Origin of the sequence: Tsukamurella sp. M9C (genome assembly GCF_020169415.1) — a bacterium.
In the GTDB taxonomy this organism is placed as follows: domain Bacteria; phylum Actinomycetota; class Actinomycetes; order Mycobacteriales; family Mycobacteriaceae; genus Tsukamurella.
This window is the reverse complement of record NZ_JAIULG010000035.1, coordinates 1-22644: the sequence shown is the minus strand read 5'-3', so window position 1 is coordinate 22644 and position 22644 is coordinate 1. Positions and strand designations below refer to the sequence as shown.

Annotated in this window: 25 protein-coding genes; 13 read left to right on the top strand and 12 right to left on the bottom strand. The window is 72.6% G+C overall.

The genetic code is table 11. The features are described 5' to 3' along the window. Positions 1 to 5 precede the first annotated feature (5 nt). Genes sufC through LB823_RS16205 form a run of 5 tightly spaced genes read left to right on the top strand, consistent with a single transcriptional unit; the run spans position 6 to position 3488 of the window. A complete protein-coding gene (sufC, locus tag LB823_RS16225) occupies positions 6 to 776 on the top strand; it encodes a Fe-S cluster assembly ATPase SufC (RefSeq protein ID WP_224648627.1) in 771 nt (256 codons plus the stop codon). Then, entirely contained in the window at positions 773 to 2044 is a 1272-nt protein-coding gene (locus tag LB823_RS16220) for a cysteine desulfurase (RefSeq protein WP_224648625.1), read from the top strand. Before sufC ends, LB823_RS16220 begins: the two co-directional genes overlap by 4 nt. Continuing rightward, on the top strand, positions 2044 to 2502 hold the full coding sequence (gene sufU, locus LB823_RS16215; RefSeq protein ID WP_224648622.1) for a Fe-S cluster assembly sulfur transfer protein SufU: 459 nt from the start codon (positions 2044 to 2046) through the stop codon (positions 2500 to 2502). The genes LB823_RS16220 and sufU overlap by 1 nt, the downstream gene beginning before the upstream one ends. Then, complete coding sequence (locus LB823_RS16210) at positions 2499 to 2885, top strand: metal-sulfur cluster assembly factor (RefSeq protein ID WP_224648620.1); 387 nt, start codon at positions 2499 to 2501, stop codon at positions 2883 to 2885. Before sufU ends, LB823_RS16210 begins: the two co-directional genes overlap by 4 nt. A gap of 12 nt (positions 2886 to 2897) precedes the next feature. Next, entirely contained in the window at positions 2898 to 3488 is a 591-nt protein-coding gene (locus LB823_RS16205) for a hypothetical protein (protein WP_224648618.1), read from the top strand. A 7-nt stretch (positions 3489 to 3495) separates the two neighbouring features. Here LB823_RS16205 and LB823_RS16200 read toward each other — a convergent pair whose 3' ends face one another. From LB823_RS16200 to LB823_RS16170, 7 genes are all read right to left on the bottom strand, one after another. After that, the gene (locus LB823_RS16200) at positions 3496 to 6177 is read right to left on the bottom strand and encodes a fumarate reductase/succinate dehydrogenase flavoprotein subunit (protein WP_224648606.1); all 2682 of its coding nucleotides are present in this window, start codon (positions 6175 to 6177) and stop codon (positions 3496 to 3498) included. Positions 6178 to 6194: 17 nt separating this feature from the next. Continuing rightward, the gene (locus tag LB823_RS16195; protein WP_224648604.1) at positions 6195 to 6947 is read right to left on the bottom strand and encodes an ABC transporter ATP-binding protein; all 753 of its coding nucleotides are present in this window, start codon (positions 6945 to 6947) and stop codon (positions 6195 to 6197) included. Next, positions 6944 to 7783 (bottom strand): ABC transporter permease, encoded by an 840-nt coding sequence (locus LB823_RS16190; protein WP_224648602.1) that lies wholly within the window; start codon positions 7781 to 7783, stop codon positions 6944 to 6946. The genes LB823_RS16195 and LB823_RS16190 overlap by 4 nt, the downstream gene beginning before the upstream one ends. After that, positions 7780 to 9120, bottom strand: coding sequence for an ABC transporter substrate-binding protein (locus LB823_RS16185; protein ID WP_224648600.1), 1341 nt, complete (start codon positions 9118 to 9120; stop codon positions 7780 to 7782). Before LB823_RS16185 ends, LB823_RS16190 begins: the two co-directional genes overlap by 4 nt. A 26-nt stretch (positions 9121 to 9146) precedes the next feature. After that, entirely contained in the window at positions 9147 to 9374 is a 228-nt protein-coding gene (locus LB823_RS16180) for a ferredoxin family protein (protein ID WP_068520690.1), read from the bottom strand. A 26-nt stretch (positions 9375 to 9400) separates the two neighbouring features. After that, positions 9401 to 10126: a GntR family transcriptional regulator gene (locus LB823_RS16175; protein ID WP_224648598.1), complete on the bottom strand. Its 726-nt coding sequence runs from the start codon at positions 10124 to 10126 to the stop codon at positions 9401 to 9403. A gap of 233 nt (positions 10127 to 10359) precedes the next feature. Then, a complete protein-coding gene (locus LB823_RS16170; protein WP_224648596.1) occupies positions 10360 to 11244 on the bottom strand; it encodes a helix-turn-helix domain-containing GNAT family N-acetyltransferase in 885 nt (294 codons plus the stop codon). A 69-nt stretch (positions 11245 to 11313) separates the two neighbouring features. Between LB823_RS16170 and LB823_RS16165 the strand changes: the two genes are divergently transcribed. Together LB823_RS16165 and LB823_RS16160 are read left to right on the top strand one after the other, a co-directional pair. Then, positions 11314 to 12279 carry an aldo/keto reductase gene (locus LB823_RS16165; protein WP_224648594.1) on the top strand — a complete coding sequence of 322 codons (966 nt, stop codon included), beginning with the start codon at positions 11314 to 11316 and terminating at the stop codon, positions 12277 to 12279. Between the two features lie 35 nt (positions 12280 to 12314). Further along, positions 12315 to 13844 carry an AMP-binding protein gene (locus LB823_RS16160; protein WP_224648592.1) on the top strand — a complete coding sequence of 510 codons (1530 nt, stop codon included), beginning with the start codon at positions 12315 to 12317 and terminating at the stop codon, positions 13842 to 13844. 1 nt (position 13845) lies between these two features. On the opposite strand, the gene LB823_RS16155 is transcribed toward LB823_RS16160, so the two are convergent. Beyond that, positions 13846 to 14295, bottom strand: a complete 450-nt coding sequence (locus tag LB823_RS16155; protein ID WP_224648590.1) for a MarR family winged helix-turn-helix transcriptional regulator — start codon at positions 14293 to 14295, stop codon at positions 13846 to 13848. A gap of 128 nt (positions 14296 to 14423) precedes the next feature. On the opposite strand from LB823_RS16155, the gene LB823_RS16150 reads away from it, so the two are divergent. Beyond that, positions 14424 to 15647 (top strand): acyl-CoA dehydrogenase family protein, encoded by a 1224-nt coding sequence (locus tag LB823_RS16150; RefSeq protein WP_224648711.1) that lies wholly within the window; start codon positions 14424 to 14426, stop codon positions 15645 to 15647. A gap of 113 nt (positions 15648 to 15760) precedes the next feature. Further along, a complete protein-coding gene (locus tag LB823_RS23815; RefSeq protein ID WP_255603811.1) occupies positions 15761 to 15892 on the top strand; it encodes a hypothetical protein in 132 nt (43 codons plus the stop codon). A gap of 93 nt (positions 15893 to 15985) precedes the next feature. Here the strand turns inward: LB823_RS23815 and LB823_RS16145 are convergent, their stop codons facing one another. Further along, on the bottom strand, positions 15986 to 16549 hold the full coding sequence (locus LB823_RS16145; RefSeq protein WP_224648588.1) for a LysM peptidoglycan-binding domain-containing protein: 564 nt from the start codon (positions 16547 to 16549) through the stop codon (positions 15986 to 15988). Between the two features lie 130 nt (positions 16550 to 16679). Here LB823_RS16145 and trxA point away from each other — a divergent pair, with 130 nt between their 5' ends. Next, positions 16680 to 17048, top strand: coding sequence for a thioredoxin (trxA, locus tag LB823_RS16140; protein WP_224648586.1), 369 nt, complete (start codon positions 16680 to 16682; stop codon positions 17046 to 17048). On the opposite strand, the gene LB823_RS16135 is transcribed toward trxA, so the two are convergent. The 3 genes from LB823_RS16135 to LB823_RS16125 are packed head-to-tail and all read right to left on the bottom strand — an operon-like array spanning position 17017 to position 19816. Further along, on the bottom strand, positions 17017 to 18096 hold the full coding sequence (locus tag LB823_RS16135) for a lycopene cyclase family protein (RefSeq protein ID WP_224648583.1): 1080 nt from the start codon (positions 18094 to 18096) through the stop codon (positions 17017 to 17019). The two genes, trxA and LB823_RS16135, sit on opposite strands and share 32 nt — an antisense overlap. Then, positions 18093 to 18722: a response regulator transcription factor gene (locus LB823_RS16130; protein ID WP_224648571.1), complete on the bottom strand. Its 630-nt coding sequence runs from the start codon at positions 18720 to 18722 to the stop codon at positions 18093 to 18095. Before LB823_RS16130 ends, LB823_RS16135 begins: the two co-directional genes overlap by 4 nt. After that, positions 18719 to 19816 carry a sensor histidine kinase gene (locus LB823_RS16125; RefSeq protein ID WP_224648569.1) on the bottom strand — a complete coding sequence of 366 codons (1098 nt, stop codon included), beginning with the start codon at positions 19814 to 19816 and terminating at the stop codon, positions 18719 to 18721. The genes LB823_RS16130 and LB823_RS16125 overlap by 4 nt, the downstream gene beginning before the upstream one ends. A 108-nt stretch (positions 19817 to 19924) precedes the next feature. Between LB823_RS16125 and LB823_RS16120 the strand changes: the two genes are divergently transcribed. The 3 genes from LB823_RS16120 to LB823_RS16110 form a co-directional block, all read left to right on the top strand. Beyond that, positions 19925 to 21448 carry a glycosyltransferase family 39 protein gene (locus LB823_RS16120; protein WP_224648567.1) on the top strand — a complete coding sequence of 508 codons (1524 nt, stop codon included), beginning with the start codon at positions 19925 to 19927 and terminating at the stop codon, positions 21446 to 21448. Between the two features lie 33 nt (positions 21449 to 21481). Next, the gene (gene lgt / locus LB823_RS16115) at positions 21482 to 22507 is read left to right on the top strand and encodes a prolipoprotein diacylglyceryl transferase (RefSeq protein ID WP_224648564.1); all 1026 of its coding nucleotides are present in this window, start codon (positions 21482 to 21484) and stop codon (positions 22505 to 22507) included. 10 nt (positions 22508 to 22517) lie between these two features. After that, positions 22518 to 22644: pyruvate kinase (locus tag LB823_RS16110; protein WP_146436822.1), on the top strand; the 127-nt coding region annotated here is incomplete at its 3' end.

Below are 22644 nucleotides of genomic sequence, written 5' to 3'. Positions count from 1 at the left end.
TCATTTTGTCCACTCTGGAAATCCGTGACCTGCACGTCAACGTCGTGCAGGCCGACGAGAACGCCGAGCCGATCCAGATCCTCAAGGGCGTCGACCTGACGATCAACTCGGGCGAGACCCACGCGATCATGGGCCCCAACGGCTCCGGCAAGTCCACGCTGAGCTACGCCATCGCCGGCCACCCGAAGTACGAGGTGACCAAGGGCTCCATCACCCTCGACGGCGAGGACGTCCTCGCGATGACCGTCGACGAGCGTGCCCGCGCCGGCCTGTTCCTGGCCATGCAGTACCCCGTCGAGGTGCCCGGCGTCTCCATGTCGAACTTCCTCCGCTCGGCCGCCACCGCGGTCCGCGGCGAGGCCCCCAAGCTGCGGCACTGGGTCAAGGAGGTCAAGGAGGCGATGGGCGAGCTGTCCATCGACGCGCAGTTCGGCGAGCGCTCGGTCAACGAGGGCTTCTCGGGCGGCGAGAAGAAGCGCCACGAGATCCTGCAGCTGGGCCTGCTCAAGCCGAAGTTCGCCATCCTCGACGAGACCGACTCCGGCCTGGACGTCGACGCCCTGCGCGTCGTCTCCGAGGGCGTGAACCGCTACGCCGAGCGCGAGCACGGCGGCGTCCTGCTCATCACGCACTACACCCGCATCCTGCGGTACATCCACCCCGAGTTCGTGCACGTCTTCGTGAACGGCCGGATCGTGGAGTCGGGCGGCTCCGAGCTGGCCGACGAGCTGGAGGAGAACGGCTACGTGAAGTTCACCGAGGCCGTCGGAGCATGACCGCCTCGGTGAAGTCCGCCCTGGACATCGACGCGATCCGCGCCGACTTCCCGATCCTGTCCCGCACGGTCCGCGACGAGAAGCCGCTGGTCTACCTGGATTCCGGTGCCACCTCGCAGCGGCCGCGCCCGGTGCTCGACGCCGAGTGGGAGTTCCTCACCACGCACAACGCCGCCGTGCACCGCGGCGCGCACCAGCTGGCGGAGGAGGCCACCGACGCCTACGAGGACGCGCGCGCCGCGATCGCGGAGTTCGTGCGGGTCTCGCCGGACGAGCTGGTGTTCACCAAGAACGCGACCGAGTCGCTGAACCTGGTGGCGTACACGCTCGGCGACGACCGCTCGGCCGCCGTCCTCGGCGGGCACCGCCTGCGCGAGGGCGACACCGTCGTCGTCACCGAGCTGGAGCACCACGCGAACCTCGTGCCCTGGCAGGAGCTGTGCCGCCGCACCGGCGCCACGCTCAAGTGGTACGGCGTCACCGCCGAGGGCCGCATCGACCTGGACTCGCTGGAGCTCGACGACTCGGTGAAGATCGTCGCGTTCACGCACGCCTCCAACGTGACCGGCGCGATCGCGCCGGTGCCGGAACTGGTGGCGCGCGCCCGCGCCGTCGGCGCCCTCGTGGTGCTCGACGCGTGCCAGTCGGTGCCGCACAGCCCCGTCGACTTCGCGGACCTCGACGTGGACTTCGCGGCCTTCTCGGGCCACAAGATGTACGGCCCGTCCGGCGTCGGCGTGCTCTACGGCAAGCGCGAGCTGCTCGCGCAGCTGCCGCCCTTCATCACCGGCGGCTCGATGATCGAGACCGTCACCATGGAGGGCTCGACCTACGCCGCGCCGCCGCAGCGCTTCGAGGCGGGCGTGCCGATGACCTCGCAGGTCGTGGGCCTCGGTGCCGCCGTGAAGTACCTCGGAGGCCTCGGCATGGCCGACGTCGCCGCGCACGAGCACGCGCTCGTGGGCGCCGCGCTCGACCGACTCGACGCCATCGAGGGGCTGCGGATCGTCGGCCCGACCGAGAACCGGGACCGGGGGAGCGCCGTCTCCTTCGTGGTCGACGGCATCCACGCGCACGATCTCGGGCAGGTGCTCGACGACGAGGGCGTCGCCATCCGCGTCGGCCACCACTGCGCGTGGCCGCTGCACCGCCGGTTCGGCGTGGCCGCCACGGCCCGCGCCTCCTTCGGCGTCTACAACACGCCCGCCGAGGTGGACGTGCTCGCGGACGCGATCGTCAAGGCTCAGAAGTTCTTCGGGGTGATCTGATGCGCATGGAGCAGATGTACCAGGACGTGATCCTGGACCACTACAAGCACCCGCACGGCCGCGGGCTGCGCGAGCCCTTCGAGGCCGAGGTCCACCACGTCAACCCCACCTGCGGCGACGAGGTGACCCTGCGGGTGCACCTGTCCGACGACCACGAGACCGTCGTCGACGTCTCCTACGACGGCCAGGGCTGCTCGATCTCGCAGGCCTCCACCTCGGTCCTCACCGACCAGGTGATCGGCGAGCCCGTCGGCGACGCTCTGAAGATGCTGCAGTCCTACACGGAGATGCTGCAGTCCCGGGGCCAGGTCGAGGGCGACGAGGACCTCATCGGTGACGGCATCGCCTTCGCCGGCGTCGCGAAGTACCCCGCGCGCGTCAAGTGCGCACTGCTCGGCTGGATGGCGTTCAAGGACGCGCTGTCCCAGATCATCGACTCGGAGGAGAAGACGGCATGAGCGAGAACACTGCTGAGGCCGCCGGCACCGCGGCCGACCCGGCGCAGGCCGGCGACAACCCGCTGAACCTGCCCACCCTGTTCGACGTCGAGGAGGCCATGCGTGACGTGGTCGACCCCGAGCTGGGCATCAACGTGGTCGACCTGGGCCTCGTCTACGACCTGCGGGTCGACGACGACGCCGCGGTCACCATCGACATGACCCTGACCTCGGCGGCGTGCCCGCTGACCGACGTCATCGAGGACCAGACCCGCGCCGCGCTGGTCTCGTCCGGCCTCGCCACCGACGCCAAGATCAACTGGGTCTGGATGCCGCCGTGGGGCCCGGACAAGATCACCGACGACGGCCGCGAGCAGCTGCGCGCCCTGGGCTTCACCGTCTAGAGACCGCCGGCGATGCCGCTGCGCAACAGGATCGACCCGTGGGGCCGGATCGTCGCCGATCCGGCCCGCGGTGCTTTCCTGGGCAACCGCGGGATCCTGCACGACGAGACCGGCACCGTCGTCCGTGAGCACGCGAACGCCATGTGGATCGCGTGCCGGCTCGACTTCAACGGCCGCTACCGCTCGCCGCGGGAACCCGAGCCCCGCAAGTACACACAGCTCTTCCTCTTCGACGAGGCCACCGCCTACGCCGCCGGCCACCGCCCGTGCGGCGAGTGCCGCAACGCCGACTACCGCGAGTTCAAGCGGCTCTGGGCCCTCGCGAACCCCGACGTCGAGAACACGCCGAAGGCGATGGACCGGGCGCTGCGCGCCGAGCGCCGGGCCGGGAACGAGCCCGTCACCGCGACGCCGCCCGACGGTGCCGTGGTCACCGACGGCACGCACGCATACCTCCGGTGGCACGACGCCTGGCTGCGCTGGAGCTTCGAGGGCTACACCCCGGCCGCACCGCCGGGGGAGTTGCGCCTGCTCACCCCGCCGTCGATCGTTCGCATGCTGGAGATCGGCCTGCCGGTGACCGCGCACCCCTCTGCGGGCTGAGCGCGCGTCACACTGCCGCGAGTGCCAGCCGCGCGTGCGCGCGGACGTCGGCGTCGGAGTCCTCCAGCGCGGCGGTGAGTGCGGCGGCGACCGCCGGCACCTCCGGCCACGTTCGGAGCGTCACGACGGCCGCCTTGCGCACGTCCAGGTGCGGGTCGCCGAGGGCGGACTCGAGTGCGGCGACGGCACCGTCGGGCCCCAGCGCGACGGCGCCCCGCGCCGCCCCCTGCCGCACCTGCCACGCCCGATCGGCGAGGCCGGCACCGAGCAGGTCGAGGTCAGTGGCATCGCCGAGCACGCCCAGGGCCTCGAAAGCCGCGGCTCGGACCAGCGGGTCGTGGTCACCGGCGAGGCCGCGCACCGCATCGACACCGCCGCGGCCCACGGTCGCCAGGCCCGCGGCCACGGCGATCCGCACCTCCCGGTTGGCGTCGTCGGTCGCGGGCGCCAGCGCGGCCCAATCGTCGTGGGAGACCAGCCCGCTCACGCCCACCACGCGTACGCGATGGTCGCCGTCGCCGAGCAGGGCGGCGAACTGCTCCACCGTCCCGGCCTTGAGCGAGCGCAGGAGGTTGCCGACGGCCGCCCGCACCACGGCGTCCGCCGAGCCGAGGAACTCGGCGAGCCCGTCCGCGGACGGCAGCACCTCCACCAGCTCGATCAGACCCGCGGCGGCCGCGCGCCGGACCGCGGCGTCCGCGTCGCCGAGCGCAGCGACGAGGGGAGCGAGGAAGCCGTCGGGCGCGCCCTCGACGAGGAAGGACACCGCGCTGCGCCGCACCGTCGTGTCCGGATCGGACAGGAACGGAGAGAGTTCCGCGACGGAGGGGCCGTCCAGCACGAGCAGCTCGCGCAGCCGTGGCGATACCGCGGGCACCGATGCCGGCCGTTCGGCCGCAGCGGGGATCGCGCCGATCGGCGCCACCGCCAGCGGCCCCAGCACCTCGACGGTGGCCGACGACCCCGGGATGTGGTCGAACTCGTCGACGGCCACCAGGTACGGCGCCACGGGCCGGGTCAGGAACTCCATCTCGCCGTCGGCGCCCAACCTCAGGTTCAGGTGCCGGCCCCACCGCTCGTCGTCGCGCTCCGGCAGATCCGGGCGGTCGTGGTAGAGCCCCCACCGGGATTCGGTGCGCGCCAGCGACGCCTTCGCCGCCATCTCCGCGCAGTCGCGGATGAACGAGACCTCCACGCAGCGCATCAGCTCGTGCGGCGTCCGCGCCCCGAGGCCGTCCACCTCGCCGCGCATCCGCTCGAAGGTCTCGATCGCGATGGTCAGCTTCGGTGCGGTCTTCGGCGGCGCGATGTAGTCGTTGACGAAGCGGCGCAGCTTGTACTCGACCTGGGGCTGCGGCGGACCGTCGGGCCTGCGCGCCGGGCCGTAGATCAGCTCGTGCGCGGCGGCGACCTGCGACTCCAGGCCGTCCGCCACGGGTGTCGTCGTGCGCGCGTGCCGCACCGCGTCAGCCCCGGCAAGCTCGCCGAAGACGAAGGCGCCGATCATGTAGTTGTGCGGCACGCACGCCAGGTCGCCCGCCGCGTACAGGCCGGGCACGGTGGTGCGGGCGTTCTCGTCGACCCACACCCCGGATGCGGAATGCCCACCGCACAGCCCGATCTCGGAGACGTGCATCTCGATGTCGTGCGTGCGGTAGTCGTGGCCGCGGTTCGCGTGGAAGGTGCCACGCGTCGGTCGCTCGGTGGTGTGCAGGATCGACTCCAGCTCGCCGAGCGTCTCCTCCGGCAGATGCGAGACCTTGAGGTAGATCGGCCCACGGGCGGAATCGATCTCGGACTTCACCTCGGCGATCATCTGGCCGGACCAGTAATCCGAATCCACGAAGCGCTCGCCCCGGGCGTTCACCTGGTAGCCGCCGAACGGGTTCGCCACGTAGGCGCACGCGGGCCCGTTGTAGTCCTTGATCAGCGGATTGATCTGGAAGCACTCGATGCCGCTGAGCTCGGCGCCCGCGTGATAGGCCATCGCGTAACCGTCGCCGGCGTTCGCCGGGTTCTCGTAGGTGCCGTAGAGATACCCCGACGCGGGCAGGCCCAGCCGGCCGCACGGCCCCGTCGCCAGCACGACCGCGCCGGCACGGATCTCGACGAATTCGCCCGTCCGCGTGTTGAAGGCGACCGCGCCCACGGCCCGCCGATCGGACCCGCTGCCGGTGGTCAGCACCCGCACCGGCATCACGCGGTTCTCGATCCGGATGCGCTCGCGCATCTTCTTCTGCCGCAGCACCCGGTACAGCGCCTTCTTCACGTCCTTGCCCTCGGGCATCGGCAGCACGTACGAGCCGGACCGGTGCACGCGACGCACGGCGTACTCGCCGTACTCGTCCTTCTCGAACTTCACGCCGTACCGCTCGAGGCGCTGGATCATCGCGAAACCACGGGTCGCCGTCTGGTAGACGGTGCTCTGGTTGACGATGCCGTCGTTGGCGCGGGTGATCTCGGCGACGTAGTCCTCGGGCGCGGCCTTGCCGGGGATGACGGCGTTGTTCACGCCGTCCATGCCCATCGCCAGCGCGCCGGAGTGCCGCACGTGCGACTTGTCGAGCAGCAGCACGTCGGCGCCGGCCTCGGCCGCGGTGAGCGCCGCCATCGTGCCGGCGGTCCCGCCGCCGATCACGAGCACGTCGCAGTCCAGGCGGGTGCGGTCGGCGATCTCGGGGATGTCCATGGAACTCCTGATGCTGGTCAGCGGTCGGTGAGGGCGTCGACGACGCCCGCGCGCAGGGCGGAGGCCGACGGTGCGCGGCGCACGTCGAAGGACGCGCGGACGGGTTCGCCGCGGCGGCCGAGGACGACGATGCGGTCGCCGAGCAAGATCGCCTCGTCCACGTCGTGGGTGACGAAGACTACGGTGGCGGGGTGGGCGTCGAGCGTGCGCAGCAGCAGCCGCTGCATGTCGCCGCGGGTCTGCGCGTCGAGCGCGCCGAAGGGCTCGTCCATGAGTACGGCGCGGGGCGCACCCGCGAGGCCGCGGGCGAGCTGGACCCGCTGCCGCATGCCGCCGGACAGCTCGCGGGGCAGGTGCTTCGCGTAGGCGGTCAGCCCGACCTCGGCGAGCCACCGCCGGGCCTCGTCGGCGCGACGGTGCCGGGCCACGCCCCGCAGCGCGAGCGCGAGCCGCACGTTGTTCTCGACAGTGCGCCAGGGCAGGAGGGCGTCCTCCTGGAAGACCATGGCGCGGTCGCGATCCGGGCCGGTCACGGGGGCACCGTCGGCGAGGACGACACCGGCGTCGGTGCGGAGCAGCCCGGCGAGCGCGCGCAGCACGGTCGACTTGCCGCAGCCCGACGGGCCCGTCAGAACCAGGCGTTCGCCGGGCTCGACGGTGAGGTCGAGCGCGCGCACGGCGGTCGCGCCGCGGTAGCCGAGGTCGACGGTGTCGAGTTTGAGTCGCAGCCCGTCGCGCTGCGCGGGCGGGCTGACCGCCGGGGCGCTCATCGGTCGCCCCGCGGCAGCCAGCGGGTGACCCGGCGGCCGGCCAGCTCGATGACGGCGGAGGTGAGGAAGCCGAGCACGCCGATCGTCAGCATGCCGACGAAGACCGCGGGGTAGTCGACGAGCGTGTACGACTGCCACGTGCGGTAGCCGACTCCGAGGCGCCCGGAGATCATCTCGGCGGAGACGAGGCAGATCCACGCGACGCCGACGCCCACCGACAGCCCGGAGAAGACGCCGGGCAGCGATCCGGGGAGCACGACGCGCCACAGCACGGCGAGGTCGCCGCCGCCCTGGGTGCGCACGGAGTCCTCCCACACGGTCGGGAGGGCGCGGACGGCGTGCCGCACGCTCACCGCGATGGGGAAGAACGCGGCCGTCGCGGTGATCGCGACCATGCCCGCCTCGGACGACGGGAGCAGCAGGATCATCACCGGGACCAGCGCGATCGCGGGGATGGGCCGGACGAGCTCGATGAGAGTGCCGAAGGTCAGCTCGGCGGCGCGGGAACGGCCGAGCGCGACGCCCGCGGCGATCCCGAGCGCCGCGGCGACCGCGAAGCCGGTGCCGATCCGGATCAGGGACTGCGCGAGGTCCAGCCAGTACTCGCCGGTGCGGACCGACTGCGCGAACCGCTCGGCGACGGCGCTCGCCGACGGGAGCGTGTCGAACCGGATCCAGCCGAGCGCGACGTGCTGCGTGGTGAGCAGCTGCCAGACGCCGATCGCCGCGGCGACGACGGCCACCCGCACCGGCCACGCCGGGAGCACGGCGCGGCGGGCGGGAGCGGCGGCCGGTCGCCGGAGCGCCGCGGCGGGGAGCGAGTCGAGGGCGGTCACCGTCGGGCCTCCTCGAGGAGGGCGCGGTACTCGACGGGGACTGCGCCGGGGTGCTCCGCGCGGTAGCGGTCACGGGCGTCGGGGCCGGCGAAGGGCACGAGCGTCGCGCCGTCGCGCAGCCACAGTGATTGGTCGGCGTACCAGCGGGTTCCGGTCAGCGCGTCGGAGACGTACGCGGCGCGGACCTTCCGGTCGGTCGTGGCGAGCGAGCGGATCAGCGCCGTCGCGTCGGGGACCGTCTCGGTGGCGTCGGCGCCGTCGAACCAGATCTCCGCGGTGGGCTTCGGCGCGGGAGTGCCCGCGTCGTACTGGAATCCGCCGCGCGCCACCTGCGCGTCGGCCAGGGGCTTCGGGTCGACGAACCGGTCGACGTCGAGCGGTGTGCCGAACTGGCCGATCGACTGCAGGTACCCGATGTCGCCCTTGAGCGCTCCGAGGAGTGGGGCGGCGAGCGTCGGGTTGGGGTCGGTGCCGCCCGGGCCGTTGTACTGGTAGACGACCTCGGCCGGGAGGCCGCTGGCCTGCGCGACGTCCTGCGCGGCCTGCAGGGGGTGCTCCCGCTGGAAGTCGGTGGCGTCGAGCTGCGCCTCGAGGAAGGCGCGCACCACGTCCGGGTGCGACGCCGCGTACTTCTTGTTGGCGACGACCCCGTGCAGCGTGGGCGTGTTCAGCTCGCCGCCGTCGTAGAGGAGGCGGGCCCTACCCTGGCGAACGAGGAGTCCGGGCCAGGCGACGAACTGCGCCAGCGCCTGGACCTGGCCGGATTCGAGCGCGCTCGCCCCGACCTGCGGCTGCTGGTTCACGACGGTGACATCGCCGACGGCGATGCCCGCGCGGCTCAGCGCGGCGACGAGGGTGCCGTGCCCGGCGGAGCCGACCGACGCGGAGACCTGCTTGCCCCGCAGGTCCGCGAGCGAGCGCAGCGGCGAGCCGGGGGAGACCACCACCGAGTTGAGGGCGCCCCGCGCGCTCGACCCGGTCACCGAGAGCATCGCGGTCTCGGTGTCAGGGCTCGACTGCGCGCGGGATCCGTTGATCAGCAGCGGGTAGTCGCCCATGGAGCCGATCTGGATCTTGCCGGCGAGCATGCCGCTCGTGATCGGGGCGCCGGTGTCGAAGTCCTGCCAGTCGACGCGGAACTTCCCGATCCCGGCGAGGCGCTTCTCGAGGAAGCCCTTGGCGCGCAGCAGGGTTCCCGCGGTCACGGTGTTGATGGTCTTGGACTGATAGCCCACCACGAGGGTCTGGGTGGACTCGTCGGCCGCGGGCTCGAGGGAGCAGGACGCGAGGGCGGCGGTGGCGGCGACGACGGCGATCGCGCGCAGGGTGGATGTCATGGCTGGGTTCTCCGGGCTGGGACGGGCTATCGCAGGAGGTAGGGCATGTTGACGGTGACGGCGCCCGTCGGGCAGCGCGCGGCGCAGGGCCCGCAGTACCAGCACTCGTCGACGTACATGTGGGCGCGGTTGGTGCTCGGGTCGAGGGCCAGCGAGTCGAGGGGGCAGGCCTCGATGCAGATGTTGCAGCCCTCGATGCAGAGGGAGGCGTCGATGGTGACGGGGACGTCGACGCGCTGTTCGACCTGTGCCATGGGTGTGTTCCTCCGTGTCGGTGCGGTCAGTCGCGATGCAGGGTGCCGCGCAGGGTGATCCGGTCGGATCGGATGCGGATGTACTCGAGGTCGACGGGGCGTCCGCCCTCGAGGTGGGTGAGGCGCTCGTAGAGCAGGAGCGGCGAGCCGGTGGCGATCTCGAGGTTCGCGGCGGTGTGCGGATCGGCCGCCGCGGCGGTCAGGCAGTAGTCGCTGGTGCCCAGGCGACGGCCCGTGACCGCTTCGATCAGGGGGAAGACGTCCTCGTTCTCCAGGTCCTGTTCCAGCAGCAGGTCGCCGATGTCGGCGACGAGGTACGTCAGGTCGAGGCTCACGGGCTCGTCGTTGAGGAACCGCAGCCGCTCGAGGTACACCGCCTCGTCGCCCGCGGGGATCCCCAGCTTCTCCGCCACGATCGGTGGCGGGACCAGCCGCGTCGCCGCGCGCACCCGGTTGCGGATCTCGCCGTGCAGCGAGAGGGTCTCGCGGAGCCCGCGCAGGCTGTCGAGCCCGTGGTCGACGGTGCGGGCGATCACCTCGGTGCCCACCCGGGGGCCCCGCCGGATCCAGCCCTCGGAGCGCAGGATCGCCAGGGCCTCGCGCACGGTGCCCCGGGAGACGGAGAACTGGTCGCCGAGGTCGTCCTCGCCGGGCAGGGTCCCGCGGTAGGTGCCGTCGTGGATCGCCTGGCGCAGGACGTCGGCGACGATGCGCGCGGAATCGGCGCGGATCGGTCGTTCGGTCGCTGGCATGCGGCAACGATAGGAACAGGTCGGGCCGTGTCGGCCGTCCTCAGGTGTGTGCCCCGGCGAAGGACCGGGGCGGGCGTCGCATTCCGCCGGTCGGGTCGCGCGCGCGGGCCTCCTCACCTGCTGTTTCGTCCTCGCGGGTGGCTAATGCGCGACCCGCGCGGGAGCCTCGCGGATTTGAATCTCGCTGATCGACTGGTTTCGTGCCCGGCCCGTCGCGGGTCTGCGAGCGCGGTTCACAGGTCCTTGGCGAACCAGTGGTGCGCGTACGGGTTGTCGTTGTACCGCTCGACCTCGCGGTATCCGAGCTTGAGGTACAGCGCGATCGCCTCGGTGAGGTTGCCGTTGGTGTCCAGCCGCACGGTCCGCACGCCGGCCTCGCGGGCCCGGTCCTCCAGGTCGGCCATGATCCGCCGGCCGAGTCCGAGGCCGCGCACCGACGGTGCCGCCCACACGCGCTTGACCTCGGCGAAGCCGCCGTCCTGGAAGGCGAGGGCCCCGCAGCCGACGGTCTCCTCGCGCAGCGTCGCCACCAGCAGCAGACCCGCGGGCGGCGTGATCGCCGCGTCCCGGACCGCGCCGCCGACGCCCGGATCGAAGCCGTCCTGCAGCCGCTCGCCGAGCTCGGCGTAGTACGCCCGGGCCGCGAATCGCGCCGCCGCCGACATCGCGTCGGCCTCGTCGACCCGCACCAGCGAGGCGACCAGCAGCCGCTCCACCTCGGCCATCGCCGCGACGAGCCGCCCCCGCTGGCCGGCCGAGAGCGGATCGAGCAGCGCGTGCGCGGCGTCCTCGGATCGGGACTCGAGCTCGGCGTACTCCGCCGCGCCCGCGGGGGTGACCCGCGCGGTCCGGACGCGGCCGTCACCGTCGTCCTGCCCGACGGTGACCAGCCCGTCCGACTCGAGCGCGCGCAGGAGACGGCTGAGGTAGCCGGAGTCGAGGTCGAGGCGGGTGCGCAGGTCCCGGATGTCGACGCCGCCGTCGGCACGGCCGATCTCCCAGAGGAGCCGTGCCTGCCCCAGCGGGCGGTCCCGCGCGAGGTACTGGTCCTGCAGCACGCCGAGCCGCTGCGTGACCGCCCGGTTGAACCGTCGTACCTGCGCCAGGTCCTCCGTCATATCTCTGACTCTAGTCAGAGATATGACGGGGCGGCAACGGCCCGGCCGGAACTGCGTACCGTGGTCGGCGTGCGCTATCGACCCCTCGGAACCAGCGGCCTCATCGTCTCGACGCTCGGCGTGGGCTGCAACGCCTTCGGCCGCCGCATCGACCAGCGCGCCACCGACGAGGTGGTGAGCGCGGCCATCGACGCCGGCATCACGCTGTTCGACACCGCCGACAGCTACGGCTCCGGCGCCAGCGAGGAACTGCTCGGGCGGGCCCTCGGATCGCGCCGCGACCAGGTGGTCGTCGCGACCAAGTTCGGCATGGACACCCAGGGCCTCTACGGCGAGGACCACGGCGTCCGCGCGAGCCGCAACTACATCCACAAGGCGGTCGAGGGCAGCCTGCGGCGCCTCGGCACCGACTACATCGACCTCTACCAGCTGCACACGCCCGACCGGGTCACGCCGCTCGAGGAGACCCTCGAGACGCTCTCCGGCCTGGTGGCGTCCGGCAAGGTCCGCTACATCGGCTGCTCGAACTTCACGGCCTGGGAGGTCGTGGGCGCCGACTGGCTGGCCGAGACCCTGGGGACGCCCCACTTCATCACCGCCCAGAACGAGTACTCGCTCTACAACCGCAGCGCCGAGACGGAGCTCGTGCCCGCGCTCGACAGCCTGGGCATGAGCCTGCTGCCCTACTTCCCCCTGGCCTACGGCCTGCTCACCGGCAAGTACAAGCGCGACCAGGCCGCCCCCGCGGGAACGCGTCTCGCCCAGGAGACGCACCGGCTCGAGGGCGCCGACTTCGACATCATCGAGGGCCTCCAGGCGTTCGCGGACGACCGCGGCGTCTCGCTGCTCGACGTCGCGATCGGCGGCCTCGCGGCGCAGCCCGCCGTCGGATCCGTGATCTCCGGCGTCAGCCGCGCCGAGCAGATCGCCGCGAACGTCGCGGCCTCCGAGTGGGAACCGACGATCGAGGATCTCGCCGCGATCGACGAGATCGTCGCCGCCCGCCCCACCGGCTACACCACCTTCGCGTTCTGACCCCTCGCCGTCGGGCCCGCACGTAGCCTGACGGCATGTTCGTCAATCTGGGTGTACGCGACTTCCTGAACCGGGCCGAGATCGTCTATCCCGACCGCATCGGCATGGTCGACGAGCCGGATCAGCCGGCACCGTCGTGGGGCGAGAAGACCTACGCCGAGATGGCGGCCCTGGCCCGCGGGCAGGCTGCGCGCCTCGATGAGCTGGGTATCCCCGTGGGCGGCCGCGTCGCGATCGTCTCCCAGAACGCCGCGCGGCTGCTGACCTCGTTCTTCGGCGTCTCCGGGTGGGGCCGGATCCTCGTCCCGGTCAACTTCCGGCTCGCGCCCGCGGAGGTCGAGTACATCGTCGAGGACTCGGGCGCCGACGTGCTGCTGCTCGACCCCGAGGTCGAGCACCTCGCCGAGACCGTGACCGCGAAGCACGTCTTCGTCCTCGGCCGGGACGACGAGCGGATCTTCGGCCCGGCGGGCGCCCCGTCGGAGCCGAAGCCGTGGGCGGGCGACGAGACCGCCACCGCCACCATCAATTACACCTCCGGCACCACCGCCCGGCCCAAGGGCGTGCAGCTCACGCACCGCAACCTGTGGCTCAACGCCACGGTCTTCGGGCTGCACGTCGCCCTCACGGACAACGACGTGCTGCTGCACACCCTGCCGATGTTCCACGCCAACGGCTGGGGCATGCCCTTCGCCGCCACGGGGGTCGGGATCAAGCACGTCGTCCTCCGCAAGGTCGACGGTGCCGAGATCCTCCGCCGGGTCCGCGACCAGGGCGTGACGATCATGTGCGCCGCGCCCGCCGTGGTGACCGCGGCGCTGGACGCCGCCGCCGAGTGGGACGGCCCCATCCCGGGCGCCGGCACCGTCCGCGTGATCTGCGCGGGCGCGCCGCCGCCCACGCGCGTGATCCACCGGGTGCGCTTCGAGCTGGGCTGGGAGTTCATCCAGATCTACGGCCTCACGGAGACGTCGCCGCTGATCACGGTGAACCGCGAGCGCGCCGAGTGGGCGGGCGACGACCCGATGGAGGTTGCCCGCCGGCTCGGTCGCGCCGGCGCACCCGCCCTCGGCGTGGAGCTGCGGATCGACGAGGACGGCGAGATCCTCACCCGGACCAATCACGCGCTCACGGCGTACTGGAACAAGCCCGTCGAGACCGCTGCGGCGCTCGAGGACGACTGGTTCCACACCGGCGATCGGGGGACCTTCGAGGGCGGCTACCTCACCATCGCCGACCGGAAGAAGGACGTGATCATCTCCGGTGGCGAGAACGTCACGTCGATCGAGGTCGAGGACGCGCTGGCCCTGCACCCCGCGGTGCGCGAGGTCGCGGTGATCGGCATCCCCGACGAGAAGTGGGGCGAACTGGTCACGGCGATCGTCGTGGCCGACGGGGTGACCGCGGAGGAACTCATCGCCCACACCCGCGAGCACCTCGCCGGCTACAAGTGTCCCAAGCGGATCGACTTCGTCGAGTCCCTCCCGCGGACCGCCACCGGCAAGATCCAGAAGTTCGTGCTCCGCGCCCCGTTCTGGGACGCGTTGGAGCGCAAGGTGAACTGACTCAGGCGTGCCAGGCGGTCGCGCCGACGTTGTCGATCATCCGCTGCAGGGTGCGGATCGTGGTGATGAACTCCTCGTCGGTGACGCCCTCACGGATCGCGGCGAGGGTGGCGTGGACGTCGGGCCAGGTCTCCGCGCGCCGCCGCTCGCCGGCCGGGCTGACGGTGAGCGCGCCGTCCGCCTCGTCGAGCAGCCCCGTCGCGACCAGGCACGCCACGTCGGGGCGCAGCGCATCGCCGGTGTCGACGAAGCCGCGGTGGAACTCGACCACCTCGTCGAGCGGCACACCGTCGGGGCGGACCGCGATGTAGTTGAGGGCCCACCACTGCGGCTGCGTCAGCCCGTGGCCCTCCAACGTCGCGCGGATACGGGTCACCACCGCGCGGCTCGCCGTGCCGGCCCAGTACCCGATCGGCTGCGTGAGGATGCGGGCGTCCGTGTAGCTCTCCATGCCCCGACGGTATTTCCTCGACGATGGTTGAGGTCAAGGCCTTCCCGGGGGGTCGCGCACCGTCGGGCGGCGCGAGGTGCGAGGATGGACCCCAACATGTAGAACACGTTCTATTGATGGAGGTTGCGGTGTTCGAGTGGTCCGACGAAGACCTGATGGTGCGGGACGCCCTGCGGGCGTTCATCGACAAGGAGGTGCGCCCGCACGTCGACGAGCTGGAGACCGGCGCGCTGCCGCCGTACGACATCACCCGCAAGATGCTCCAGACCTTCGGCATCGACCAGGTCAACCGCGAGAACCTCGAGGCCGAGCTGGCCGCCGAGGAGGCGGGGGAGAAGCCCAAGGCCGGCGGCTCCAGCACGCTCAGCTCGTCGATGTTCCTCATCCTCAACGTCGAGATGGCGGGCGTCAGCCTCGGCCTCATCGGCTCGATGGGCGTCTCCATGGGGCTGACGGTGTCCACCATCAAGTCCCGCGGCACGCTCGCGCAGAAGAAGCGCTGGCTGCCCGAGTTGGTCACGATGGAGAAGGTCGGCGCGTGGGCGATCACCGAGCCCGACAGCGGCTCCGACGCCCTCGGCGGCATGAAGACGACGGTGCGCCGCGACGGCTCCGGCGGGTACATCCTCAAGGGACAGAAGACCTTCATCACCAACGGCCCGCACGCCGACACCATCGTCGTCTTCGCGAAGCTCGACGAGGGCGACGGCACGCCGATCCGCGACCGCAAGGTACTCACGTTCGTGCTGGACACGGGCATGGAGGGGCTCACGCAGGGCAAGGCCTTCAAGAAGATGGGCATGATGAGCTCGCCCACCGGCGAGCTGTTCTTCGACGACGTGCGCCTCGGCTCCGACCGGCTGCTCGGCGAGACGGAGGAGACGCCGGGCGGCGGCGGGGCGTCCGCGAAGGCGGGCTTCACCGCCGAGCGCATCGGCATCGCGGCGCTGAGCCTGGGCATCATCAACGAGGCGCAGCGCCTGTCGATCGACTACGCGCGCTCGCGCACCCTGTGGGGCCAGGAGATCGGGAAGTTCCAGCTCATCCAACTCAAGCTGGCGGAGATGGAGATCGCGCGGATCAACGTGCAGAACATGCTGTTCACCGCCATCGAGGCCTCGCGCGCCGGTAAGCCGCCGACGCTGGCGCAGGCCTCGGCCATGAAGCTGTACAGCTCGCGCGCCGCGACCGAGGTGGCGATGGAGGCCGTGCAGCTCTTCGGCGGCAACGGCTACATGGCGGAGTACCGGGTGGAGCAGCTCGCGCGCGACGCGAAGTCGCTGATGATCTACGCCGGCAGCAACGAGATCCAGGTGACGCACGTGGCGAAGGGGCTGTTGCGCGGCGAATGACGGTTAGCGTGACCGATACGCGGTCTTAACGCGACAAGCGTTGCCCCGCTCGGTGGTTCGGTTCGATACTCGATGGATCACGTTTGACCGATCCGCCGAGAAGGAACCGCACCATGTACGCATTCGCCCGTCGTCTGCACGCCCGTTGGACGATGACGCCGGAGGAGCGCCACAACCTCCGCCTGGCGAGCACGCCGCTCGCCGTCGTCTCCGCGTCCCTCGGCTGCCATCCCCGCCACCGCTGACCTCGGCCGCGCGGCCCCGACACGACGAAACCGGCCTGCACTCGCTGGGCGAGTGCAGGCCGGTTTCGTGATTCAGAGCGTGATCTTCGGCGATCAGGGGATGGTGATGACCTGGCCCACGTTGATCAGGTCCGGGTTCGCGATGCCGTTGAGCTGCGCGATCTCGGTGTAGCGGTTGCCGTCGCCCAGGTACTGCTCGGCGATGGCCCACAGGGTGTCGCCGGAGGCGACGGTGTGGGTGCGCGGCGCGGGAGCGGCCGGCGCCTCGGCGGCGACGGGCTCGGGCTCCGGGGCGGCCTGACGAGCCGGGGCGGGCTGGTCGGTGGCGGTGTTGGAGGCCCACTTGTCGGCGTCGCCGGCGTAGACGACGAGGTTGCGGTCGTCCTGCAGGACGATGCGGTCGGCGCCCGAGCCCTCGGTGTTGGTCGACCAGACGCCCTCACCGGCGCCGTTGTACAGCACGAAGTTGCCGTCGGTCTGGAAGTTGGCCCGCTCGACGCCCTTGCCGTCGGTCGCGCTGGCCCACACCACGGTGCCGGTGCCCTCGGTGAGCACGAGGTTGCCATCGCTCTGCAGGGTCAGCGTGTAGCCGCCGTTGGCGGAGTCCAGGGTCTCCCCGAGGCCGAGCTGGTTTCCTGCGCGAAGCACGTCGGTCATGTGTATCCCCTTAGTAGATGTACTCGGTGTACATGCGGCGCGCGGGTGCGCGCCCGAGTAGACAATAGCGATCCCATCCGACATTTTGGCGAATGGGAATCATGGAGTCGGCAAAATCGTTGGAGGGGGTATGGCGACAGTTGAATTGACCGCAGACAAGTTCGATCAGACCGTGACCGGCAACGATATCGTGCTGGTCGACTTCTGGGCCTCCTGGTGCGGGCCCTGCCGCGCGTTCGCGCCGACCTTTGAGAAGGCATCGGAGACCCATCCCGATGTGGTTTTCGCGAAGGTGGACACCGAGGCCGAGCAGAGCCTGGCGGCCGCCGCGAACATCCGGTCGATCCCCACCCTCATGGTCTTCAAGAAGGGCAACCTCGTCTACAACGAGGCCGGCGCGCTCCCGCCCGCCGCGCTCGAGGACCTGATCGGCCAGGCCAAGGCGCTCGACATCGAGCAGGCCGAGGTCAACGCCGCCGGCGAGAAGCCCGCGGAGTAACCACAGGAGCAACCCCCCGCGCCAGGCGCCGGCGCAGCCCCCACGGCGCCGCCGCGAACGCCGCAGCCATCGCTGCGGCGTTCGTCGTCGCCGGGGAGCGCGGCGAGAGGAACGCCCGCACCCGCGGGTCCGGGAGCCCGAAGAAGACCTCGAAGAAGTCGCGCTGCTCCGCCGGGGACATCCCCAGCAGCGCGCGCAGCGCGGCCGCCCGCAGGCGGTGCGCCGCCACCGCGTCCGCGGTCACCGGGTTCCTCCCGTCCCGCACCGCGGCGACCGCGTCATCGGCGAAGGCGAGCGAGCCCGCCACCGAGTACCCCGTCGCGGGGTGCAGCGTCGTCCCGCGCACGCCCGCCCCGCACCAGCCGCGCCCGCGCCGTGGCCCGGCGTGCAGCAGCGGGAAGTCCACCCGCTCGTGCAGCTCGCCCGCCGCGACGCCGCGGGCCGCCAGCCGCGCCCGCAGCCGTTCCTCCAGCCCGTCGACGGTGATCGCCGGCGCGCCCGCGAGGCAGGTCTCCTCCAGCAGCACCGCATCGGGCGAGACCCGGACCGCGTAGAGGAACGACGCCGGTGCGTCGTCCGGCACGCCGGGCGCCGGCCGCCAGTCCATCCACAGCTCCTCGTGCGCGCCCGCCGGGACGAGCACCCCGGCCGCGGTCTGCCGGGGCACGTCCGCGGAGGTCGACGGTGCCGGCCCCCGCGCGTCGATCACGAACGCCGCGCCGTGCCCGTCGCGGCCCGCGCGCTCGGCGCGGACGTCCACCCCGTCCAGCGGCAGCGCGCCCTGCAGCGCGTCCACGTCGAGCATCGCGTACTCGCGCCGCAGGTCGCGCCGGGTCCGCGCGATCACCTGCGGCGACGACACCGCCGCGACCACGTCGGCGGGGAGCCACGCCGGCAGCTCGTCGGCCCACAGCCCGAAGGTGCGCCGCCAGCGCGCGTCCGGCGCGGGATCGAAGGCTCGCACTCGGAGGCCCGCCGCCGCGGCGCGGTGCGCGACCGCGCGCCCCGCCGGCCCGAGGCCCAGCACCACCAGGTCGGGCGCGCTCACAGCGCCGCCCCGAGCAGCGCGAGCTGCGTCCGGTTCGCGCAGTCCAGGCGCGTCATCAGCGCGGAGACGTAGCCCTTCACCGTGGACTCGGCGAGGAACAGGCGCGCCGCGATCTCCGCGTTCGACGCGCCCGTCGCCAGCTCGCGCAGCACGTCGCGGTCCCGCTCGCCGAGCGCGTCGATGCGCGGGTCGCGGCGCGGCCGGTCGCCGGCGAGGCGCACGAGGCGCGCCAGGGCGTCGGGGGAGAGCAGCGAGCCGCCCGCCGCCGCGGTGCGCACCGCCGACGCCAGCAGCGCCGGCTCGGCGGTCTTCACCACGAAGCCCGCCGCGCCCGCGGCCAGACCGTCGACCAGCACCGCGTCGGTGTCGAGGGTGGTGATGAGCACGACCGCGATCGGCGGATCGAGGTCCCGCAGCGCCCGGGTCGCGACGATCCCGTCGACGCCGGGCATCCGCACGTCGAGCAGCGCGACCTGCGGCGCGTGGGCGATGCCCGCCTCGACCGCGGCGGCCCCGTCGGCCGCGGTCGCGACCACGTCGAGGTCCGGCTCCGCCGACAGCGTCGAGCGCAGGTACTCCCGTACGAGCGGGTCGTCGTCGGCCACCAGGACGCGCACCGTCGTCATCGGGCGGCCGCCGGGAAATCGGCCTGCAGGGTCCAGCCGCCGTCGGGCGAGGGGCCGTGCCGGAGTGTGCCGCCGACGAGCGCGGTGCGGGCCGCGAGGCCCCGCAGTCCCGTTCCGCTCCCGGTCGCGGCGAGCGCGGGATCGGGGGCGGCCGACGGATTGTGCACGCGGACACCGCGGTCCGTGACCTCGACGTCGACCGGGGCGCCGGCCGCGTGCTTGCGCGCGTTCGCCAGGCCCTCCTCGAGGACGCGGGCCAGGCAGTCGGCGCTCGCGCGGGGGAGCGGCGCGGCGACGTTCCCGCTCAGGTCGACGCGCTGGCCCGTGTCCCGGGCCCGGTCCACCGCGTCCGTGATGGTGCCGTCGAGATCGGCCGGGGCGACGAGCCCGCCGACCGCCAGCGGGGCGGGCGGGGCGTCGGCGGTCTGCAGCCCGACCACCACCCGGCGCAGGTCGGCGAGCGCGGCCTGCGCGTCCTCCTCGATCCCCGGCTGCCCCGTCGCGCGCGCCGCGAGCACGATCCGGGTCAGCCGCGCCGTCGCGAGGTCGTGCAGCTGGGCCGCCAGCGCGAGCCGCTCGTCGGCGCGGGCCTGCCGCGCGGCGAGGGCCCGCCGCTCCCGCTGGGCGTCGCGCAGCCGCAGCCCCAGCCCGAAGGTCGTGCCGCCGAACACCGGGGCCAGCGAGCCGAGCGCGCCCCACACGGAGTGCGAGGACGCCGCCACCGCGGCCGCGAAGACCACGAACGGGGCGAAGGCGATCACCGCCTCGCGGCGGCTCCGGGCCGTCTGCGCCGCCGCCGAGGAGACGAGCGAGGCCGCCACCGCGACCCAGATCGCTGCGCCGGACGCCGTCGCCTCGGCCCAGGGCCCGAGCACCAGGTAGCAGCAGGCGGCTGCGACGACGGGCGCCGCGAGCACGGGGCGCAGTAGCCCGACCGCCGCGGACGCCGCGAGCATCGCCGCCGCGCCCAGCCACAGGCCGGCGCCCCGCAGCGCGGGGAACAGCGCCATCACCAGCGCGACGGTGCCCGCCGCCGACACCACGAGCAGCGCCGCGTGGGCGGTTCGCGTGCGGACGTCGGGTGCGAGGGGCATGCAGCCATCGTAGGGAGGGGCCCGACGGGGCCGGTACCTCCTTTCGTCGGTCGACGGGCCGCCGAACGGCGCTACCGGCGTCGCGCCCGATCGGCGACGGTCGAAGGCATGACATCGCAGGTCATCACCACCGACACCGCTCCGACCGCCGGATCGCGCGGCGCGCTCCCGCCGATCGCGCGGCCGCCGCTCGCCCTCGTGGGCGCCGTCGTGCTCGCCGTCATGCTGCTCGGCAGCCGCAACTACGGCTACTTCTTCGACGAGGCCTACTTCGTCGTCGCCGGGCGCGACCATCCCGCCGCCGGGTACTTCGACCAGCCGCCGCTCGTGCCCCTCCTCGCCGCCGGCCTCGATCACCTCGCGCACGGGAACCTCGTCGTGCTGCGCCTGCCCGCGACGCTCGCGGTCGTGGCGATCACCCTGCTCGCCGGGCTCCTCGCCCGCGAGCTCGGCGGCCGCGCGGGCGCGCAGGCCTTCGCCGCGGCGGCGGTCGCGATGTCGCTGGTCAGCTCCGTCGGACACTGGCTCGCGACCTACTCGCTCGACCCGCTGTGGTGGACGCTCCTCCTGTACCTGCTGGTCCGCTGGGTGCGCACCCGCGACGACCGCCTCCTGCTCCTCGCGGGCGCCGTCACGGCGCTCTCCCTGCTCACCAAGTTCCTCGTGCCCGCGCTGTGGATCGCGGTGGCGCTCGCCGCCCTCGCCTGCGGGCCCCGTCGGCTGCTCACCCGGCCCGCGCTCTGGGCGGGCGGCGCCCTCGCGGTGGTCGCGATCGCCCCGACGCTGTGGTGGCAGGCCGGGCACGATTGGGCGTACACCCGGATGGGGGCCGTCGTGCGGGCGGAGTGGCCGGGCGGCGCCGGGTTCGCGCTCGTCGGTTTGTTCGGCGCGGGCCTGCTCATCGGGCTGCCGCTGCTGCTCGCCGGCGTCGTCGCGCTGCTGCGCTCGCGCGACCTGCGCCCGTACCGCTTCCTCGGCGTCGCCCTGGTGTTGGTCGTGGTCGCGATCGTGCTGACGCACGGCCGTTCGTACTACCTGGCCTCGGTGTACGCGCTGCCGATGGCCGCGGGCGCCGTCGTCGCCGAGCGATGGCTGGCACGGCGTGGGCGCCGGGCCGGCGGCGTGCTCCGCGCCATCGCGGTCCTCGCGCTCCTCGGCTCCACCGCCAGCTGGATCGCGGCGTCGCCGGTGTGGTCGCCGGCAGTCGCGGAGCGGATCGGCACGCCCCCGCTGCGAGCGCCCGCGACGATGCTCGTCGAGGGGGACACGATGCTCCGCGGCCTGTCCGACACCGTCGTCGCCGCGTACCGGACGCTGCCGCCCGCGGAGCGCGACGGCACCGTCATCGTGGCCGAGAGCTACCCCTTCGCCGCGGCCGTCGACTTCTTCGGCCGCGACGAGGGTCTTCCCCGCGCGTACAGCGGGCACCGGGCGTATTACTACTTCGGCAGCCCGCCCGAGGACGCCCGCGCGGTGCTCTGGATCGGCGACCCGTCGCCCGTGCTCGACGGGGCCTTCGCGCACCGTCGGGCCGTGCCGGCCCCCGGCGAGACGGGGGATCCGGTGGTGCAGCTCTACACCGGACGGACCGTCGCCTGGCCCGAGCTGTGGGAGCGGCTGCGCTCGCAGTGACGGCCCGCGCGGGCGGTCAGTAGGGTGACGGGCGTGATCCTCGCGAGCATCCCGAGTCCTCCGCAGGGCGTCTGGCACCTCGGGCCCGTCCCGATCCGCGCCTACGCGCTGTGCATCATCATCGGCATCGTCGTCGCCTGCTGGTGGGGCGACCGCCGCTGGGTGGCCCGCGGCGGCAAGCCCGGCCAGGTCCTCGACGTGGCGGTCTGGGCCGTCCCGTTCGGCCTCATCGGCGGCCGGCTCTACCACGTGCTGACCGACTTCAGCACCTACTTCGGCCCGAACGGCCGCGGCCTCGGCGCCGTCTTCCGCATCTGGGACGGCGGCCTCGGCATCTGGGGCGCGGTCGCCCTCGGCGGCGTCGGCGCCGCCATCGGCTGCCGGCAGATGGGCATCAAGCTCGGCCCGTTCGCAGACGCGATCGCACCCGCGATCATCGTGGCCCAGGCCATCGGCCGGCTCGGCAACTGGTTCAACCAGGAGCTCTACGGCGGCCCCACCACGCTGCCCTGGGGCCTGGAGATCTACGAGCGCGCCAACGACGTGGGCCAGCGCGGCCCCGACGTGCTCGACGGGCACAGCACCGGCGTCGTCCTCGCGGTCGTGCAGCCCACGTTCCTCTACGAGCTCATCTGGAACCTGCTGGTCGCGGCCTTCCTCGTGATCGTCGACCGCCGCTTCCGCATCGGCCACGGCCGCCTCTTCGCGCTGTACGTCGCGGGCTACTGCCTCGGCCGGTTCTTCATCGAGCTGATGCGCGACGACCACGCCACCCTGATCTTCGGCGTCCGGATCAATGTCTTCACCGCGGCGCTCGTCTTCGCCGGCGCCATCGCCTACTTCCTCCTCGCCCCGAAGGGGCGCGAGGAGTCGGTGTTCGTCGACGACCCGGCGACGGCACCGTCGGAAACCGGCCCCGAGCAGGACGGACCGGCGAAGGACGACGCGCCCGTCGCCCTCGGAAAGGCCGACGAGGAGGCCGAGGCGGAGGCTGATGTTCGCCAGATGGATACCGGCGGGTTAGCGGGAGACTCCACAGAGCGGAATAAGGAGGACTAACGTGGACGCCGTGACTCGTCGAACCAAGATCGTCTGCACCCTGGGCCCCGCTGTCGGAACCGATGAGAAGGTTCTTGCTCTCGTCGAGGAGGGCATGGACGTTGCGCGCCTGAATTTCAGCCATGGTGAGCACGCCG

Coding starts and splice junctions, on each gene's coding strand:
- LB823_RS16145 (WP_224648588.1), bottom strand. CDS start 16,549: ATGACCGACGTGCTTCGCGCAGGAAACCAGCTCGGCCTCGGGGAGACC.
- LB823_RS16130 (WP_224648571.1), bottom strand. CDS start 18,722: ATGACGACGGTGCGCGTCCTGGTGGCCGACGACGACCCGCTCGTACGG.
- LB823_RS16120 (WP_224648567.1), top strand. CDS start 19,925: ATGACATCGCAGGTCATCACCACCGACACCGCTCCGACCGCCGGATCG.
- LB823_RS16185 (WP_224648600.1), bottom strand. CDS start 9,120: ATGACATCCACCCTGCGCGCGATCGCCGTCGTCGCCGCCACCGCCGCC.
- LB823_RS16155 (WP_224648590.1), bottom strand. CDS start 14,295: ATGGAGAGCTACACGGACGCCCGCATCCTCACGCAGCCGATCGGGTAC.
- LB823_RS16200 (WP_224648606.1), bottom strand. CDS start 6,177: ATGGACATCCCCGAGATCGCCGACCGCACCCGCCTGGACTGCGACGTG.
- LB823_RS16195 (WP_224648604.1), bottom strand. CDS start 6,947: ATGAGCGCCCCGGCGGTCAGCCCGCCCGCGCAGCGCGACGGGCTGCGA.
- LB823_RS16180 (WP_068520690.1), bottom strand. CDS start 9,374: ATGGCACAGGTCGAACAGCGCGTCGACGTCCCCGTCACCATCGACGCC.
- LB823_RS16220 (WP_224648625.1), top strand. CDS start 773: ATGACCGCCTCGGTGAAGTCCGCCCTGGACATCGACGCGATCCGCGCC.
- LB823_RS16125 (WP_224648569.1), bottom strand. CDS start 19,816: ATGCCCCTCGCACCCGACGTCCGCACGCGAACCGCCCACGCGGCGCTG.
- sufU (WP_224648622.1), top strand. CDS start 2,044: ATGCGCATGGAGCAGATGTACCAGGACGTGATCCTGGACCACTACAAG.
- LB823_RS23815 (WP_255603811.1), top strand. CDS start 15,761: ATGTACGCATTCGCCCGTCGTCTGCACGCCCGTTGGACGATGACGCCG.
- LB823_RS16170 (WP_224648596.1), bottom strand. CDS start 11,244: ATGACGGAGGACCTGGCGCAGGTACGACGGTTCAACCGGGCGGTCACG.
- LB823_RS16160 (WP_224648592.1), top strand. CDS start 12,315: ATGTTCGTCAATCTGGGTGTACGCGACTTCCTGAACCGGGCCGAGATC.
- trxA (WP_224648586.1), top strand. CDS start 16,680: ATGGCGACAGTTGAATTGACCGCAGACAAGTTCGATCAGACCGTGACC.
- LB823_RS16205 (WP_224648618.1), top strand. CDS start 2,898: ATGCCGCTGCGCAACAGGATCGACCCGTGGGGCCGGATCGTCGCCGAT.
- LB823_RS16210 (WP_224648620.1), top strand. CDS start 2,499: ATGAGCGAGAACACTGCTGAGGCCGCCGGCACCGCGGCCGACCCGGCG.
- LB823_RS16175 (WP_224648598.1), bottom strand. CDS start 10,126: ATGCCAGCGACCGAACGACCGATCCGCGCCGATTCCGCGCGCATCGTC.